Here is a 17,125-nt window from a genome sequence, read left to right on the forward strand (position 1 = left end):
ATTTTGACCTTATGATATGATCAATGGTTTTATCAATTTCTTTTTTTAAATATTTCTTGTTGTCGGTATTATTCTCACCAAATAAACGATCCTGCTCATTAAACAATTTTTCAATCTGCAATTCCATCTGATCCTGAAACAATGTGATTTGCATATTTTTCGACTGCTTTTTATTACCAGATTCATCCTTGTCAAATAGCGAATCATCAAAGAGCTTGATCCCGTCGAACTCATCAATTAAGCTATTCCCACACATAATATTGAAATCGAGATTCGGCAAAGGTTTTGGGTCAATTTGGGTTGTAATCCCACAACATATATCATTGTACGATGGTGTTAAATCTTCATCCACAATAAGAGAGAGCCACAACCGTAACTTGGCAATATCAACGGCTGACGCTTCAATATCAACACCATAAATACTATTCTTAATTGTTTTCCATTTAATTTTATACGGAGCACGACTTTCATAATATGCGGCCCGTTGACTTTTCTGCGTATTTTTATTCTGGTTAATAATCTGTGCTGCAACATATGCCGTGATATTTTCCCTGGCTTTGACAATCTCTGACAGCATCCCCAGTGGAAATGCACCTGACCCGACTGCGGGATCAGCTATTTTTACATTTTCAAGTGCTATATCAATTTCACGTAGGTTATCAAATACTGTTTTTGGTAAACGACGAATATCCTCGTTTTTTAAATTCATCGTGTTAGCGCAATCTTCATCCTTCATTATCTCACCATACAAAATGAACTGCTTTAGATCTTCATATGGTATTGCCGTTTCATTCAACAGATAATTAATTAGACTTTCCTGGCACATATAATGTACAATTTCGCGTGGAGTGTAGAAAGCTCCTTTTGATTTTCGATCATCAGAATCAAGCAAGTTTTCAAATATTTTACCTAACATTTCAGGATCGACAGCTACTTCACGTTCTAGCGGTTCATCCTCATTCATTGTAAAATTGTAACGTTCAAAGACGTCTAAAATACCGGAACCATTTCTATCATCATTTTCTGTTCTAGTCGAAAACATACCATTAGGTATATCAAACTTCGAATATTTCCAATCATAGTTTTCAATCGGGTCAAACAACCCACCATTAAGAAAAGGTATTTTGCAATTGAAACGCTTATAGTAATGATGTTCTCCGCGTTTTATACTTAGCGCTTCATAAAACAGTGGTTCCAGAAAGTCTTCAAAAAAATTCTTGCCGGATTTTACACAACTTTTGAATAAATCTCTGATAAATGACTTCGTACCACTACCCCACGGTTCTGATTTAAAGCAAGAGGCTAATATATCTGCTTCATCGTCAGTTAAATAATCACCGGTTAATGCGCTTGCTTTTAATTTGTATAAATCCAGTTCTTTTTGTTCATACGCTTTCGGTATAACAGTTTTGGAAGCTTGTGTTTGATAATAGGCGTTTTTGTATTCTTTTACTGTTAAACTCTTCTTTACAACCTTTACACCAAGCCAACCTTTTTTTTGAATAAAATACAAAAACGCCAGTTGACCCATCAGCTTTTTAGCAAACTGTTCACTGGTAAATTCATGTTTTTCCGCTGCTTCCAGAAATTCCTCACTTTTTTCAAGGTGTTCCCGGAGCTCATGATACTTTTCTTTATATTCTTTGAAAAATTCGTCGGTAACTGCTTCTACGCTGAAAGCCTCTTCAATTTTCGCCAGTGTTGGCTTAAAGTTTTCCTCTTTAAATATCGGAAACAGCTGTTCCTTTGCTGTATGACAAGGTTCTTTTACCCCAACCAGGTAAGAATATCTTTTTGCGGGTGTAATTGTAGTTTTTACCTTACCCTCACCCAGCCATTCCTGGTCAAGTTTTACAAACGATAAACGCCATTTCGTGTCCTTTTCAGTGTAAAATGCAACAATTGCAGCATCATAATTATTTGCCGAAATCAGCTTGGATACAAAATTACGTTGGGCTGAACGTGCTCTTTCCACATTTTTACCTGTTTTTAATTCTACCGCTAAAATAGCAATACGATTACGTTCATGGTCTGTATAGTTGGCAACATGACTATGTGAGATAATATTGAAAGAAAATTCCGAAAGGTAGTTTGTAATTTTATTATATGGTGCAACGATCTCTACCGTATTAAAAAACTCTATAATAAAACGTTCATAGCATTTCATATCAAAAGCAGTCTCAAATGTTTGTTTCAGTAATTGCTTTTTTGCTTCCATTAATTTACAACTCCATTTCTCATAAAGCTTGATAGAATCACTTGTTGTTTGCCATTCGAATTTGCTTGATTCATATTTTTATCAGTAAAGTATCGTTCTGGTATTTTTTCTTGAATAATATAAAATGCTTGCAATTCGTCCTGGATATCTTTTAGGTCCTTTATGATTGATTTTGTTATCGGTTGTGGTATGATTCCATCTTCCCATAACGCTATTAAATGTTTCAATTGTTTTTCTTGTGTGACTGTGAATTTTTTGCAGTTTAAAAGTGATTTGATTATTTTAATTATTTTGCCATCATTACCCGTGATCACGGTCTTCTCCATCGTTGCTATTTTCTCTTCATTCAGTATTTCATCAAAGAGCTGTTTGTTTTTATTGAGATCCTCATAATAATCAGCACTTACACCAATGGCTTTTTCATCTTTATCCGATTCAATATATTTAATGGCGTTGATAAATGTCAGTTGTTCGGTGTTTGTTTGCTCGGTTTTAACAAAGACCTTCAACGCGCCTTTGCGCATAAAAGTAATGGTTGCATTACCATTGACGAGTTGACTGTTTTTCCCGGCTTTGCCTTTAAGGGGCAAACGCTTGATTTTTTCAAAAAGATCAATATCATTTTCTCTAATTTCTCTGATTAATGCCAGGTATGCTAGTTCGTGATTTGTACCATCACTGTCATCATCCTCTAGATTACCTGTTAAGCGCTCATATAGATTGTGACTTGAAACATCCTCATCTTCGGATAAATATTTGAAATCCTCACCCAAGGTATCGTGAAAGACCTGTATTTTTTCAATGATCCGGTCTTTTAATGATAAATGCTGATTGGACTGAGATGTTGGAAAGAAATTAAAAACATATATTTTATCAAACGCTGTTCCCACCCGATTAATTCGCCCTACTCGCTGCATAATTCTTGTTGGATTCCAGGGCAGATCATAGTTGATCACGACATTGGAACGGTGTAAATTAATCCCTTCGGCAAGGACGTCTGTTGTAATCAAAATTTGATATTTATCTTTGCCTTCATTTTGATAAAGTGGGTTAAAACTATATTCAATTTCTTTTTTCAATTGTCTGTTGCTTGCACCACTGAATACCACAACCTTGTCTTGATACATATCTTTGAGGTTGGATCCCAAATATTCTGCCGTTTCTTTTGATTCTGTAAAGACTATAATCTTAGTGCCTTTAAGAATTTTATTTGATTTCAGTTCCTTTTTAAATTGCTCCAGTTTGGGATCATCGGTAATCTCTTCCCAATGGGCTTTTAATTCTTCAAGTAAACTGAGATCGCGATTCAGACATGGCATAAACTTCTGATTAAATTCGCTAAATTTAAAATGCTTGATACGCTCCTCATCAATAAATTCCAAGAGTTTCTTATCATCACCACTATCCAGCAGATCGTATACATTCACTTTTTTACTGATATATACATCCCCGTTTTCACACATTTCAATGAATTTTTTATATGAATCAATGAAACGACTTAGAGTCTGTTTAAACGCATAAAAGCTGCTTTCCAGACGTTTTACCAAAATGGATTTCATAAAACCACCCATATTACTTTGGGCAACCATCATCTGCGAATATTTTTTATTTTCATTCAGATATAATAGCGGGGTATAACGGCTATAATCTAGACTTTTTATGGTGTTCATGGTTTCTTTGAAAACTTCTTCAATTTTATCATCGAATGTATAAATCACTTTTTCCGGTGTGCCAAGTTCCGGGAAGCTTAAACCTTGTTTAGCTAAATCGTTTTTGTAGAACGTCATAATTTCTTTTCGGGTACGTCTAATCATGATGTGTCGCAATATACTGTCTCTAATTATTTCGGAGTTTCTTCTTGATTGCGCATAGTATTCCGGGGTACCCTTTTCTAATCTTTTAAGTGAACCGTTTAGTTTGGCAAAAAAACCTTCGATATTTTTTATATTCGGTATAATGGTACTATTATGTTTGCTCTGGAAAAGATAAATCTGATTTTCAATATCGCTTGAATAATTATTGATCGGTGTCGCGGATATCAAGATCACTTTTTTGTTATAACATATTTGGTGTAAAAGATTGAAGCTTTCCGTATCCTGATTTCTAAAACGATGTGCTTCGTCGATAAAGACATATTCGTATTTGGCAAGTTCCTTTTCATCTTCAAGCAATCTGTCAAGCTTGCCTAACGATTCAACTCGCGCTGCCACATCAAATTCTTCCAATACCCTCTTCCAATAATCAATCAACACTGGCGGACAAATTATCAACTTCCGTTTATTTTTCAAACTTTTTGCAAGCATAGCACAAATATAGGTTTTGCCAAGTCCAACAACATCTGAAATAAAAACACCGCCATATGCTTTTAAGATTTTTTGGGCTTGTGTCACTGCGTCCTGTTGGTATTGCAGTTGCATATAACCTTCAGGCAAAAGAGCTTCAAGGCTGGTATTACTATCCTCATTAATTTCTTCCTCAAAAAATTCATAAATCGTTTTTAAATAGATTTCATATGGGGTGATATCGCTCTTTAACCATGTTTTGTCTTCAATAGTCTCCACATACGCATCTGTGATCGCCACACTTTTTTCCCATAACTTCTCGAACTTTTCAAGAGCAAACACTACATCACTCTTATCCTTTAGTTCCACATTGAACTCCAGGTTGTTCTTTAAGCCGGCATCCGAAAAATTACTGGAGCCAGTTATAACACTTCCGTAAGTGTCTGGTACGAATTCCATGTTTTTACGCATGATATAAACTTTTGCATGAATAGGGGATTCTGTATACATTCTCATTTCCATCTTTGACGTTTTGAGCCAATCAATGAATGTACGAACACTTTTTTCCACTTCAAGTGAATCTTCTGAATTAGCGAATTCTTTTTCAACCACTTTCGAAAATTCATCTTTTGCTTCTTTATGGGATAAGGTTTCAAATTCTAATTCTTTCTTAGATTGATTTATGATTTCGATTGTTTTATGGTCAACATTTAAACCGACTAACACTCTTATTTTATCTACTTTTTCCATTGCTGGATAAAGTCTGTAAAATCCACTTGTTCTGAAGTAACCAACTAAGATATCAAAATACTGTGTGCTGCTGTTTAAAATATTATTAAACCGTTCATACAAGTTGCGATCCGGCTCATTTGTAAAGAATTTTAAATCATTATCAATCATTCGTAATCCACCTTTGTTCTTTCGATTTTCTCAATCTGATTTTTTTCATTAGCAATACTATTTCAAATAAAAACCCACTTTAGCAAGATTTTTATACAATACTGTTTAAACAAATACGATTATGTGTCTAAATTGGCAAAATGCGCTTGTCGGTGCTTGGCCGTCGTTTGATTCCGTTTCGTCGCTAACACTATCTCTATCATTATACGCTTTACCCGCAAAAAAAACTATCGCAAATATACTTTTTACGCCACGGTTTTTATTTGTTGGCAACAATAATAACGGATCTACAAGAGGCAAACAGCTTACGACTGGCTGGCGTGGATTTTATAGCTGGTGTACGGCGTGTGATCGGCGTTTCGGGCGGGTAATACCCGCCCCTACAAGTTTGAAAACTGCATAATTTCGATGGCGCCACGCTTATTCCCGGTGTTCATTTTATAAAAAGGGGCTTCTGCGCATCGCCTGTTTTAAGTTAAAGTGTGTCAGGCATCGTAGCTTTCAATGGATGAGTATCTGGTTTTTCGTCTTGCTCAACCAGAATTCTGATCAATGACATCTGTCAGCAATTTTACCATTGCTTATATTACACCAACTAAACACAAGCTTTCTGTTATAAAATAGAAAAAAAGAAACCTTGTGGTACGCACCTTTCCGGTCTGATTTTTACTGCTGGTAAAGTTGAGTAACCTTATTTAAGAAGGGTGGGTTTATTATGAAGATACCGGGTGTTGAAAGAAAAATAATGAATTCTGCTGATGAAATAACACTTCACCAAGGGCTTGCAAGTTTCTGTAAAAGTGATTGGTCCTGTTTGAAAGGATATGGAATATTAACGAATAAGCGGTTCATCTTTACAATGCCGAGTGTAGCTGTAAGTATTTCCAAGGCCGTTGCGAAAATATTTAAACATTTTGCTAAAGGGGGATTTGAAGTGGCAATACCATATGAACGCATAGAAAATATTTCAGAAGGTCGATACGGGAGAAGAAAAGCGCTAATAATTGAAACTAAAGATGGATCAACATATAAATTTGCTGTTAACAATTATCAACTATGGGCTGATATTATATCAGAACACATGTTATAACGTTTATAGCTGGTCTTCAATTTATCGCCCTCGGACGATCAATAAAAAAGGCGTCTGCGTCACAGCGGTTAAGCCATGATGCAAACGCCCTTCATGAGAAGGTTGATAATAAAGCGGTTATTCCGGTTTCAGTTAATGGTGTCGTTGCGCGGATAAACCTGGAAATGACAGAACAGCTGGTTGGGATAGCGGATCACGCCGAAGCCGTAGTCGATGGCGTAATCGGCCATCTGATTGATGACCGCTTCATTCATGTGGCCGGCGAAATAGCCGTCAAAGGCCTCGCCGCTCAGATGACAGGAGTCCGGGACGCCGCCGGCTTCGCGGTTCACAGTGGGACAGCGGGCGCCGGAAGAGATGGTCAGAGGCCAGCCGAAGGCGCTGCGAAGGCTCTGGGCAAAGCTTTTGAGCGGGGCCACCACATCGAGACCGCAGCCGCAGCTGCAGGCGAATTCATCGGGCGCAAAGTCCGGCGTGGCGGTGGCGGTCACCGGCGACACGGCGATGTGTGCTCTCAGTTGTTCAAGCAGCGCGGCATTGGTGACTTCGCCGACGATGCCGTCCACTTCCAGATCGTGATCGCGCTGGAAAGCGCAGACGGCCGCGGCGGTTTGCTCCCCGGCGATGCCGTCGCGCGGGCCGGGATCGTAACCCAGGGCCTGCAGGGTTTCCTGCAGCCATTTGACATAGTCGTTCATGCTTATTCTTCCTTTCTTTTCAGTATTTCAATGGCGTTGGTGACGGCTTGGGGCAGCGGCACGCCCATCAGGCCGATGTTTTCGGTGATCGACAGCAGTTCGCTGGCGCAGTAGGCAATCACCGCGGCGTCGCGGATCATCGTCGTGCCAAGCAGCAGATCAAGCCGGCAGGCGATCAGGATCACCCCCAGGGAGGCGCCCTTGCGCAGCAGGCCTTTGAACGCGGCCCGGCTTTCCAGCGCGCCCTGTTCGGTTTTGTGGCTGGCTTTGAAAACGCCGGCGACGATCAGCCCGGTGCTGTAATCGATGGCCATGAACAGCAGCAGCGACTGGATGCCGGCATCCCAGCCCCCGAGCAGGCTGGCGATGGTGGCACCGATCACGCTGACGGCCGACAGCGCGGCCAGTTTCAGAGCGGTCATCCTAAATCAGACCGGACGAGCCCGGCCAGGGCTTGGGGGTTAAGGCGCATCGTAGAAGTCGGTCTCGGTGGTATCCTGTTTTTTACAGTCGACTTTCGACACCAGAGTCTGACCGTTGGGCCGGAAAATATCGGCCGCCAGAATCGCATCCATCGCGGCGTTGGCCTCGGCCTGAGTTACGGCCGGTCGGACATCGTTAATGGTCATGGTGTGGTTTTTGTTGTCGGAAGTTTTGAAAACCATTGTGATTTTGTAGCTAGTCATTGATTTCTCCTTTCGTTGTTTTGATAAGCGTTGGTGAGCTTCGCTGCCGGTTTACGCGAATCAATTTGTACACTGTACGGCGGACAGTCTCAGGACTGTTCGCCTACACGTTACCAAATTGATTGCGAAAACCGACATCAAAGCAACTTACTTTTGTGTGTTAAGCATTTCGCGATGAAATGCTGCGCAATCCTACAGTCCGTCGTTGAGAATCAGGTCTTCAACTACGCGATGGGTTTCTTCCAGCGTCGGGACCTGCAGACTGGTGATGGCGGTGCTGACGGTCATGATGGCGGCGATGGTGGCGTCCTGTTTGAGACTTCCATAGGACTTGCTCTTGATGACTTCCTTGCCGTTGACCATGCCGTAGTTCAATCGGGTTACCAGTTTGTTTGATAGAAAATCGCTTACTACTGCCATGGGGGTTCCTCCTTTCGGTTAAAATGCGGTTTCTTCGGGGTGGCGAAAAAACCGTTCGTTCCGGTTTATGCAAAGCCGTTTGGACGGGGCGTCGGCGCGCTCAATAACGGGTTGCGGAAACCGGCAGCGGTTCGTCGGTCCGGAAAGCCTAGGACAGGTATTCAATTTTGACGTAACTCTTGCGGGGGGTGATTTTGAGGTAGTCGTTGAGCAGCCGGACATAAAGCTCCGGATCGGCCTTCTCGATGGCTTTCACGTTGATGCTGGTGTTCTGGGTTTCCCCCACAATCATAATTTTGTATCGCTCATTGACGATCCGGTCCAGCCCGGCCTTCGTCATATTGGTCCGGAGTTGCTCCTTCAGGTTTTTAAGCAGTTCCTGCTCTGTCTTTACCAGCTCGCTTTTCACCAGCGTGCTCTGAATCAGTTCACCATTGTCTGCTACAAATATTTCCTGTGTCATTATTTCCTCCGTTATTTTTTAAAGCTCGTCGAGCAGTTCCTGATAGGCTTTGTCGCGGTCCTCGTTGTCCTGGTTTTGAATCCAGCTGAGGATCGCCGCGTAGTCGCTGGTGTAGACATAGCCTTTCATCTGTTTGCCGATCGACAGCCGTTTGATCCATGCGTCCCAGGCATCGGGACAGTCGCTCTTGAGTTTTGCCAGCTCAGCATCCGTCAGCGTGACATTGCCGAATTCGCCGTAGGCGGTTTTTTTTGATGTTGATGGTTTCGTATCGTTTAGTTTATATAAGTGCCCCGTTTCGGGCCCTGTTTGATGACTCGTTTGATGCCCCGTTTGGCGACTCGTTTGATGCGTCGTCGCACAATCGGCTGTGGTTTTTGGCTCAGGTTTCGGCGGGTCGGACGCTTTCAGGCTGTTGCCGAGCCGGGCCATCTGATATTTGCAGGGCTTGCGGTGGCCGCCGCTTTTTTGAACCAGCAGACCGGATGCGATCAGCTCATTCCGGGTCCGGTCCAGCGACGACCGCGAGTTCACCCCGATCATCCCCATCATCCGGACGCCATCGACCTGGAGCCAGTCCGGAAAACCGGCCTCGTTCCACAGACAGAACATGTGAAACCAGAGCACCTGGGCGTTGTTGCTCAGATGATTGCTGCGCACATAGCGGTAGAATCCGGTGATTTCCGAAATAAAATTAACCGGCATCAGGGCGCCCCCTTTCTGCCATTGCGGCATAAACGGGGGCAACTGCTCAGTGTAAGTAAGGAAAACATGAAGGCCACCGCTGGACTTCGCTCATCAGCTCCTGCGCCGACTTGGTAACGGTGATCACCTGATCGTAAAACAGCTCCTGGACCGTCATGTTATAGAGTCTGGCGATGCGTGGCTTGAGCAGGTCGCTGGGCATTTCCCGGGCGGCCTCGTAGTGGCGGATGGCGCCGTCAGTCAGGTACACGGCTCTGCCCACTTCTTCCTGGGTGCGGAAGCCCCGCATTTTCGAGAGCAGCTCGGCGATGGCGGTCTGGTCAAACATTGTACAGAGATAATAACCGGGATTGGCGGGATCGGGTTCAACATGAATGAAATGTTTGTTCATCAATTTCTCTCTTTCAAAGTTCAAATATTTACGGTGTGAGACGCTTTTTCCTGAATGAATTCGGCCATGACCGGGATGCAGTCGGGCTCCTCCTTTCGCGATTGGGGATGTCAGGCAATGCGATCGTGTTGATAGTGAAGCAAGTATGGTTGAACGCGGATGCGTTTTGCAATCGCCTGACTTAAAATCAATTATATCCTGAATCGATCATAATGCAAGCGATTTCAGGCAACTTATCCATTTCAGAACGCAACGTTCGGTTTTATCCACAGGTTGGTGAAAGTTGGGACAAATTGCCTGGAAAGAAGGAATGGATCGCGACACGGTATTGCCTGGCATGCGTACAGGTCGTGCTGAAATGCGTTTTTTGCGCTGAAAGTATTTACTTGTGAAAACGTGGGATGCTATAATCATCTCAAAGCTTGAACACATCGGCAGATCTGTAATGAAGATGAGAAAAAGACAAGGAAGGTGAAGAAAATGAAAAAGAAAAAAAAGCAGCGATCCGGTAAGGGACCGCGTGGTGAGCTGACTGACGCGGCCTATCTGAAGCGCCTGATGCATCTGCAGCGGGAGCTGCATGCGCTGCAGGATTACCAAGCCATTGCCCTCTGCGGCAATGACCTGTCCGTCCACGTTTTCCGTGGTATCGAGCAACTGGCAGCGGCCGCCGGCGCGCCCGTTACGGCGATGCCGCGCGACTGCTGCGACTATCCCCTGGAGCTTTCGTTTTTCCACGAAGGCGTCACCTTCTATCAGCTGAAATCGGCTGCGTCGCTCAGGGAGCAGTCGCGGTTAGCGCCGGCAGACGGGAAAAGCCCCAGGCGGGTGTCTGCTAGTTTTCTGGTCAGAGAGTAAACTAAAATAAAATATTTCTAATGCTGTTGACAGAAGCATCGGACTGCTCTATAATAAATCCGACGGTCGGTTTTTAATCGACGACCGAACGGAGGATTTTATGTCAAAATGGGAAGCAAAAGAAAAACGGATGGAAGACATTGTCACGGCAGCATTTGAGATCTTTCTGGAAAAGGGCTATGAGGGCACCTCGATGGAGGCCATTGCCAGCAAGGCGCAGATCAGCAAGGGCGGTTTGTATCACCATTTTTCCAGCAAGGATGAAATTCTGTACTATGCCAATGCGAAGCTCAGCGAACCGGTCGACAACTTTCTCCGGCAGGCTGCTGAGCAAGACAACCCGGTGGACGGGCTGCGTTTTTATATCCGTCATTATATCGGACACTGGATGGCCCACCAGCGCGAACTGTCATTTTTCTTTCTGACGCTGACTAAGGCCATTTCCTGTCCTGAAACATGGCCGAATTATCGGGATTACTACGACAACCTGATCGGTACCATCGCCGGTCTCTATGAAAAAGGGGTCGCCAACAGACAGCTTTCAAGCCACCGCACACGGGCCAGGGCAACGACACTCGTTGCCGCCCTGGACGGCATCCTGGCCGATCTGGTGATGAATGAAAAGCTGAGCGAAGCGGAAGTTATCGGTGATTTTGAAGATCAGTTTATCGACTCAATTCTGATGCGCTAGATTTGCGCCTGAGTTGCCGCGATATTCATTTAAAAAAGGGAGGAAACGGATGAAAAAAATTGGCATATTTTATTTTTCAGGCACCGGCAATACTGAAATAGTCGCGCGGTTATTGACAAAAGCGTACCGCCGCCGGCAGATTGAAGTCGCATGCATCCGGATGGAGGCGGTTGTCAATCAGCAGACGCCGCTGGTGCTGGATGATTTTGACCTGATCGGGGTTGGGCATCCGGTGCTGGGCTTCGGCGCTTCCGGGATCGCCGAGCGCTTTGTCAAGATGCTGCCGGCCGGTTCCGGCAAAACGGCCTTTGTTTTCAAAACGGCCTCCTCGCCCCATTACGTCAATCATGGTGCCTCCGATGTCATCATCCGCGCGATGGCGAAAAAGGGCTACCAGGTGTTTCATAATTCGATCATTGCGATGCCCTGCAATTTTTTCGTGAAATACGATGACCGGCTGAACAAGCAATTGTATCAGGCGGCGGTGAAAAAAGTCGAAGTCATCGCGGCCCAGACCGCCGCCGGGCAGGCAAACAAACTGAAATTCAACCCGCTGCTGCGCGGTTTCCTGCGCCTGGTCTACTACGGTGAAGAACATTTCGGCGCCCGGTTTTTCGCCCAGGGCCTGCACACCACCGCAGCATGCAATCACTGTAAAAAATGCGTGCGCGACTGCCCCACCCGCAACATTTCAGAATCCGCCGGGCAAATCTGTTTTGGTTCCGACTGCATCTGGTGCATGCGTTGCGTCTACGCCTGCCCCAATCAGGCTATTCAGGCCAAAAACCTGGCTGGCTGTGTCCTTCACCCCTACACCGGCGGCTTTAATATCGAGGCCATCCTGAACGACCCGCAGATCGACGAAAACTTCGTAACCGCCAGCTCAAAGGGCTACTACAAACATCTGATCAATTATTTCCGGGAAGATTCATCCATCAAGTGAAGGGCATCCTGATCAGTTAACGAATCAAAAAACCGCTGAAACGTCTGAACGTTTCTGCGGTTTTTCATTCTTATTTGGCCGGACCAGAACACGTTAAGTGGCAGGCACCAACAATGACATGACAAGCTTGTCATAAAACAGCTTTCTTGGGCTGAACTTTATTCTAAATGACGTGGGGACGTTTCGATCGTCATGTCATCCGGTTGATCCCGCATGGATTTAATGACAAAGCAAACGTCCCCGTGTCTTCGGTAATTGGATATTATTTCAGCTATACTCGAAATAGTTGTTGATTATCTCTGTAATTCGGGTATAATCGATATTGTGAGGTGATTTATTATGAAAAAACGGGATCTATATTTAAATCAACTGATTCAATTTAAAGATAAGCCGCTTGTAAAAGTAATTACAGGGATACGTCGTTGTGGTAAATCAACTTTGCTTTCATTGTTTGAGATGTACTTACAAAGTTGCGGTGTGCCTGAAGACCATGTTATCCGAATGAATTTTGAATCATTTGAATTCGATGAAATTAGAAAATATACGCATTTATATGCCTATATAAAAGGCAAAATGACTTGCCTCGATGAAAAATACTACATCCTCTTGGATGAAGTACAACAAGTTGAGTCCTGGGAAAAAGTTATCAACTCATTTCTTGTGGATTCAAATGTCGATATTTATATCACCGGTTCGAACGCTTATCTATTATCATCGGAGCTATCGACATTACTCTCCGGACGATATGCAGAGATAAAAATGCTGCCCTTATCCTTTAAAGAGTATCTTGATTTTACAAATTTCGCGAAGGGTGATAACATCGATATTGTTTTTAATGACTACCTGGAATTTGGCGGCCTGCCAACAGTCGTTGAACTTAAAGGTCATCCGGATACCATTGCGCCATTTTTAAATGGTATTTACAACACGGTGATCATGAAGGATGTTGTACAACGAAATCATGTGAGGGATGCCGCTTTACTTGAAAGTGTTCTGAAATTTATTGCTGCCAATATTGGAAGTATTGTATCCACTAAAAAAATCAGTGACTACCTGACCAGCAGCGGCAGAAAGACAACCAGTGATACCATTGACAACTATCTGAAAATGTTAGAACAAGCTTTTATTATTTACCGTGCAAACCGTTATGATCTGAAAGGCAAACTATTCCTTAAAACCCTTGAGAAATACTATGTTGTTGACATTGGCATCCGCAATCAATTGACTGGGCTCAGAAATACCGATTACGGACATGTGCTCGAAAATATCATTTATTTAGAATTGCTGCGTCGCGGATATGATGTTGCAATTGGGAAAGTCGGATCCCTTGAGGTAGATTTCATCGCAACGAAATTCGATACTAAAATATATTACCAGGTTTCTGCAAGCATTATGGATGAAGAAACAAGAGAACGCGAATTAAAGCCGCTTCAATCCATCAACGATTACTACGCCAGGATTATCCTTACCATGGACCGCTCCCTGTATTCAGATTTTGATGGCATAAAAATTGTCAACATCCTTGATTTTTTGCTGGACAGCAAATGACACGGGGAATCCTAAGATTATGATACGACCTAGCTCGGCCGGCTGTGTCCTTCACCCCTACACCGGCGGCTTCAATATCGACGCCATCCTGAACGCCCCGCAGATTGATGAAAACTTCGTGACCGCTAGCTCAAAGCGCTATTACAAACAGCTGATCAACTATTTCCGGGAAGATTCATCAATCAAGTGAAGGGCATCCTGATCAGTTAACGAATCAAAAAACCGCTGCAACGTCTGACGTTTCAGCGGTTTTTTGTTTTTATTTGGCCGGGCCCGTATCATGCGCCGTTTTTTGCGCGGCATTCGCGACAACCCGTTGCACCGCGCAGCCGAGCTCACCCGAGTGACTGCAGTCGCCAGCGTGGCCGTTCTCTGCCAGCGCCAGTTATTAAGGTAGAGTAGTTTAATACCGATACTGGACCTATGTCATGATTTAGTACAAATTAAAATTGCATTCTAATAGAACGATATTTCTGACATCGCCGTATCATGTTCGCCATCATTCGGACCTTCCTGGACGCCGTTAATTTCAAAAACAATCACATCTCCGCGTGAAACCGTACAATTCAAATCCAAATACTGCGGCGATGTTGTTGCTGACAGATTCAGACTCTTGACATTCTTGCCATTGATTTTAACCCCCAGTTGCGTGACACAACCATTGTCATAAAATGAGGTGCTCGATTTGGCATACCCGTTGACAATTTCCACCCCCTGAATTTGCGCGGTCTGAGCGCCTTTGTAGGAAAAACTAACGGTTTCGCCATAACCGTTTCCGCTCGCGCCTTCCACCCAGGCTGTGGCGCTGTCATAATCCGTCAGATTGGATATATTGTAATCAATACCATTGATGGGACTTAAGGTAGACGAGGCCCAGACGTCAAATAAACCATTGACTTCCACCCCCAATCCCTTGATTGATGGAACTGAAGCTGTTGGTGTCTGTCCGGTTGTTGCTGGCACTTGTGTAATGTTGAACTGTTGGGTTGTAACCAATGATAATGCTTTCCCATCGATCACTCGCGCATTAACGGTCGCGGTCTGACTGACAGTAAAAGAATTTTTATAAAGCAGTGAATTCGTAAGCGGTTCGGCTCCGTCAAGCGTATAGTAGATGTCGCCCTTTTGATTAAGATTAGTAATCGTAACCTGCGATGATCCATCCGCATTAACAACGGAAGTAATCCCCGGCGGTTGCAATTCACCGTTTTTGCCCGCAATCATACTGAAAACATTGGAACAACCGGTGGTCGCAACGATCAGACTAAGCAGCACAATCAACAGCGCGCCAATTTTAAAAGTATTTTTGTTCTTTTCTTTCCCCGTTTGATTCATTTTTCATCTTCCTCCATTGATTTTTAGTTAAAAGCTACAGCCAGTTCCTGCTGCTTTAGTTATTACTGACAAAAGGCCGGTCTGTTGTGCCCGGGGCCGCTTCGCCGTGGGGAACCACTTGGATCTGGATGGCTTCCAGGCGATAAGCAAATCCGGCGGTTCCGGCATTGGCTCCATTCTTGGCCCAGCCCATCCAGCCGATGTTTTGTGCATGGACACGGTAATAAATATCATATTGATCGGCATTTTTACCGGTCAGCTTGATGTTGATGGCTTCCAGACGCAGTGACTTTGCCGATGTGCCGCTGATGTCACCGTTCTTTTTCATTTCCTGCCAGCCAAGATCCTGAACATGGGTGCTGTATTCCACCCCGATATTGCCATCACTGTTATCTATATAGATGCAAATCCCTTCCAGGCGCTTGGATTGGCTGAATGTACCGCCGACTGCCCCATCGACTTGCCAATCCTGCCAGCCAAAATCCTGAACGTGGGTCTGATAACGGCAGCTGATCTTATTCTTTTGCAGTTCGACCAGCTGTAATTCCGCCGCCGTCAATTTTTTCAAATGATCGGCACCAATCAAGTCTTTTTCTGCCTGGGTGAGTGCTTCATAGGCGTCCCTTGCGGCTTGCACGGCCGGTTGGTCATTCAGCGTCAGTGCGTCCGCAGCCGGCAGGTCATCAATCTGCGCCGTCACCGCATCCGCCTTGTCCGTATCGACCAGCGCAGCCGTTAATTCAAAGAAGTTGACCGGATAGCTTAATTCGGCGGCGACGTTATTTTTGGTAAGGCCCGTTACCATAACGGCATACGTTTCACCGATCATATCGCCGTAAGTACCCAAATCACTTTCGGCGGGTTTGAAAATAATACAGGGCATTCCGCCATAATTCGCACTATTTACATTAAAATAGGCTTGCGATAAATCACTGACATCATCATTCGTATCCCGATTAAAGGTCATGACTTTTCCGTCACTGGCCCGGGTAATGGTGACGGCAACGGTATCTACTGCAATTCTATCGTAATCAGACCCCAACGAAATCGACCACGGATTCGTGCACAAATGTTTTTTGTAGAAGGCATCGTCCGGCCCGGAATAATCAGAAAAGTATTCGATCGGGAAATCGCCTTTTGCCGGCCAGGTGACGGCATGATAGGCGGCTTGAGTATGACTCTGATCAAAAACATAGGTTGCGGTGAAGCTGTCGGTTTGACCAAAGCCAATCTTTCCCATTTTGGGATTTAAGATCCAACGGCGATGTCCCACGCGATCGATATTGCTTCGATCATCATCCATCATATAGCCACTTACGATGGAACTGGGAATATTTGAAAAACCACACGCAATATTAGAACTCCCCACCCCTTTGCTGGCAAGGGCATAAAAATCATTCGGCATGTCCGAAGGTTGCGGAATCTGATGCGCTAAGATATTGCAGGCAGCCAGACCGACGGTACCGGCCTGGGCAATATGATTCAATGAATCATCACTCGCAACCGCATCAAGTCCGGCAAGATAACGAATCATATTGACCGAATTCAAACTTTCCTGGATGTTCTGATTACTGAGCTGTCCAGCAATATAAGTCCCATTGGCATAGACGGGTTTAATATCGTAGCTTGTATCATGCCCTAAAAAGCCATTTGGCTTAATCAGATCATTATATTTTTTTATGATATCCTCTTTGCTGTGGGTTGCAGTTGTGTCAGAACTCGCCCCCTCGATGAAGGCGTAATTATTAATCTGTATTTGCGGAGTTTCTCCAAGGCTGCCCTGCGCCTCAACACAAAATGCATTGGTGCCGGAAAGCATTATCATCACAAGCAACAAACTCAATACTCTTTTCATTCTCTTCTCCTGTTCTACTCGTATGGGGGGTGAAGCGATCTC

General features: G+C 44.2%; 17 protein-coding genes. 6 read left to right on the forward strand and 11 right to left on the reverse strand.

Annotated elements, in window-relative coordinates:
• Positions 1-2,218, reverse strand: a 2,218-nt coding sequence (locus GH808_RS05645; protein ID WP_420797521.1) for an Eco57I restriction-modification methylase domain-containing protein, incomplete at its 3' end; no start/stop codon positions are given.
• Positions 2,218-5,400: a helicase-related protein gene (locus tag GH808_RS05650; protein WP_186841810.1), complete on the reverse strand. Its 3,183-nt coding sequence runs from the start codon at positions 5,398-5,400 to the stop codon at positions 2,218-2,220. The genes GH808_RS05645 and GH808_RS05650, both read right to left, overlap by 1 nt.
• Positions 5,401-6,115: 715 nt before the next feature.
• Between GH808_RS05650 and GH808_RS05655 the strand changes: the two genes are divergently transcribed.
• The gene (locus tag GH808_RS05655) at positions 6,116-6,490 is read left to right on the forward strand and encodes a hypothetical protein (protein WP_186841811.1); all 375 of its coding nucleotides are present in this window, start codon (positions 6,116-6,118) and stop codon (positions 6,488-6,490) included.
• A 128-nt stretch (positions 6,491-6,618) separates the two neighbouring features.
• On the opposite strand, the gene GH808_RS05660 is transcribed toward GH808_RS05655, so the two are convergent.
• The 7 genes from GH808_RS05660 to GH808_RS05690 form a co-directional block, all read right to left on the reverse strand.
• Positions 6,619-7,188 (reverse strand): peptidoglycan-binding protein, encoded by a 570-nt coding sequence (locus tag GH808_RS05660; RefSeq protein WP_186841812.1) that lies wholly within the window; start codon positions 7,186-7,188, stop codon positions 6,619-6,621.
• 2 nt (positions 7,189-7,190) lie between these two features.
• Positions 7,191-7,610: a phage holin family protein gene (locus tag GH808_RS05665; RefSeq protein ID WP_186841813.1), complete on the reverse strand. Its 420-nt coding sequence runs from the start codon at positions 7,608-7,610 to the stop codon at positions 7,191-7,193.
• A gap of 39 nt (positions 7,611-7,649) precedes the next feature.
• Entirely contained in the window at positions 7,650-7,874 is a 225-nt protein-coding gene (locus tag GH808_RS05670) for a DUF2922 domain-containing protein (RefSeq protein ID WP_186841814.1), read from the reverse strand.
• A gap of 192 nt (positions 7,875-8,066) precedes the next feature.
• A complete protein-coding gene (locus GH808_RS05675; RefSeq protein ID WP_186841815.1) occupies positions 8,067-8,294 on the reverse strand; it encodes a DUF1659 domain-containing protein in 228 nt (75 codons plus the stop codon).
• A gap of 148 nt (positions 8,295-8,442) precedes the next feature.
• Positions 8,443-8,757, reverse strand: coding sequence for a hypothetical protein (locus GH808_RS05680; RefSeq protein WP_186841816.1), 315 nt, complete (start codon positions 8,755-8,757; stop codon positions 8,443-8,445).
• A gap of 18 nt (positions 8,758-8,775) precedes the next feature.
• Positions 8,776-9,492 carry a hypothetical protein gene (locus GH808_RS05685; RefSeq protein ID WP_186841817.1) on the reverse strand — a complete coding sequence of 239 codons (717 nt, stop codon included), beginning with the start codon at positions 9,490-9,492 and terminating at the stop codon, positions 8,776-8,778.
• 16 nt (positions 9,493-9,508) lie between these two features.
• Positions 9,509-9,856 (reverse strand): helix-turn-helix transcriptional regulator, encoded by a 348-nt coding sequence (locus tag GH808_RS05690; RefSeq protein ID WP_186841818.1) that lies wholly within the window; start codon positions 9,854-9,856, stop codon positions 9,509-9,511.
• Positions 9,857-10,333: 477 nt separating this feature from the next.
• Between GH808_RS05690 and GH808_RS05695 the strand changes: the two genes are divergently transcribed.
• From GH808_RS05695 to GH808_RS05715, 5 genes are all read left to right on the forward strand, one after another.
• The gene (locus GH808_RS05695; RefSeq protein WP_186841819.1) at positions 10,334-10,711 is read left to right on the forward strand and encodes a hypothetical protein; all 378 of its coding nucleotides are present in this window, start codon (positions 10,334-10,336) and stop codon (positions 10,709-10,711) included.
• Between the two features lie 100 nt (positions 10,712-10,811).
• Positions 10,812-11,402, forward strand: coding sequence for a TetR/AcrR family transcriptional regulator (locus GH808_RS05700; protein WP_186841820.1), 591 nt, complete (start codon positions 10,812-10,814; stop codon positions 11,400-11,402).
• A gap of 49 nt (positions 11,403-11,451) precedes the next feature.
• Complete coding sequence (locus tag GH808_RS05705; RefSeq protein ID WP_186841821.1) at positions 11,452-12,345, forward strand: EFR1 family ferrodoxin; 894 nt, start codon at positions 11,452-11,454, stop codon at positions 12,343-12,345.
• A gap of 339 nt (positions 12,346-12,684) precedes the next feature.
• A complete protein-coding gene (locus GH808_RS05710; protein WP_186841822.1) occupies positions 12,685-13,893 on the forward strand; it encodes an ATP-binding protein in 1,209 nt (402 codons plus the stop codon).
• A gap of 19 nt (positions 13,894-13,912) precedes the next feature.
• Positions 13,913-14,083, forward strand: a complete 171-nt coding sequence (locus GH808_RS05715; protein ID WP_186841823.1) for a hypothetical protein — start codon at positions 13,913-13,915, stop codon at positions 14,081-14,083.
• Between the two features lie 266 nt (positions 14,084-14,349).
• Here GH808_RS05715 and GH808_RS05720 read toward each other — a convergent pair whose 3' ends face one another.
• Positions 14,350-15,228 carry an NADase-type glycan-binding domain-containing protein gene (locus GH808_RS05720; protein ID WP_186841824.1) on the reverse strand — a complete coding sequence of 293 codons (879 nt, stop codon included), beginning with the start codon at positions 15,226-15,228 and terminating at the stop codon, positions 14,350-14,352.
• Between the two features lie 55 nt (positions 15,229-15,283).
• The gene (locus GH808_RS05725) at positions 15,284-17,083 is read right to left on the reverse strand and encodes a hypothetical protein (RefSeq protein ID WP_186841825.1); all 1,800 of its coding nucleotides are present in this window, start codon (positions 17,081-17,083) and stop codon (positions 15,284-15,286) included.
• Positions 17,084-17,125: the final 42 nt, after the last annotated feature.

The organism is Acetobacterium fimetarium (assembly GCF_014284475.1).
GTDB lineage: Bacteria > Bacillota > Clostridia > Eubacteriales > Eubacteriaceae > Acetobacterium > Acetobacterium fimetarium.

Coding starts and splice junctions, on each gene's coding strand:
- GH808_RS05710 (WP_186841822.1), top strand. CDS start 12,685: ATGAAAAAACGGGATCTATATTTAAATCAACTGATTCAATTTAAAGAT.
- GH808_RS05655 (WP_186841811.1), top strand. CDS start 6,116: ATGAAGATACCGGGTGTTGAAAGAAAAATAATGAATTCTGCTGATGAA.
- GH808_RS05685 (WP_186841817.1), bottom strand. CDS start 9,492: ATGCCGCAATGGCAGAAAGGGGGCGCCCTGATGCCGGTTAATTTTATT.
- GH808_RS05665 (WP_186841813.1), bottom strand. CDS start 7,610: ATGACCGCTCTGAAACTGGCCGCGCTGTCGGCCGTCAGCGTGATCGGT.
- GH808_RS05720 (WP_186841824.1), bottom strand. CDS start 15,228: ATGAATCAAACGGGGAAAGAAAAGAACAAAAATACTTTTAAAATTGGC.
- GH808_RS05670 (WP_186841814.1), bottom strand. CDS start 7,874: ATGACTAGCTACAAAATCACAATGGTTTTCAAAACTTCCGACAACAAA.
- GH808_RS05680 (WP_186841816.1), bottom strand. CDS start 8,757: ATGACACAGGAAATATTTGTAGCAGACAATGGTGAACTGATTCAGAGC.
- GH808_RS05660 (WP_186841812.1), bottom strand. CDS start 7,188: ATGAACGACTATGTCAAATGGCTGCAGGAAACCCTGCAGGCCCTGGGT.
- GH808_RS05715 (WP_186841823.1), top strand. CDS start 13,913: ATGATACGACCTAGCTCGGCCGGCTGTGTCCTTCACCCCTACACCGGC.
- GH808_RS05705 (WP_186841821.1), top strand. CDS start 11,452: ATGAAAAAAATTGGCATATTTTATTTTTCAGGCACCGGCAATACTGAA.
- GH808_RS05695 (WP_186841819.1), top strand. CDS start 10,334: ATGAAAAAGAAAAAAAAGCAGCGATCCGGTAAGGGACCGCGTGGTGAG.
- GH808_RS05725 (WP_186841825.1), bottom strand. CDS start 17,083: ATGAAAAGAGTATTGAGTTTGTTGCTTGTGATGATAATGCTTTCCGGC.
- GH808_RS05675 (WP_186841815.1), bottom strand. CDS start 8,294: ATGGCAGTAGTAAGCGATTTTCTATCAAACAAACTGGTAACCCGATTG.
- GH808_RS05650 (WP_186841810.1), bottom strand. CDS start 5,400: ATGATTGATAATGATTTAAAATTCTTTACAAATGAGCCGGATCGCAAC.
- GH808_RS05700 (WP_186841820.1), top strand. CDS start 10,812: ATGTCAAAATGGGAAGCAAAAGAAAAACGGATGGAAGACATTGTCACG.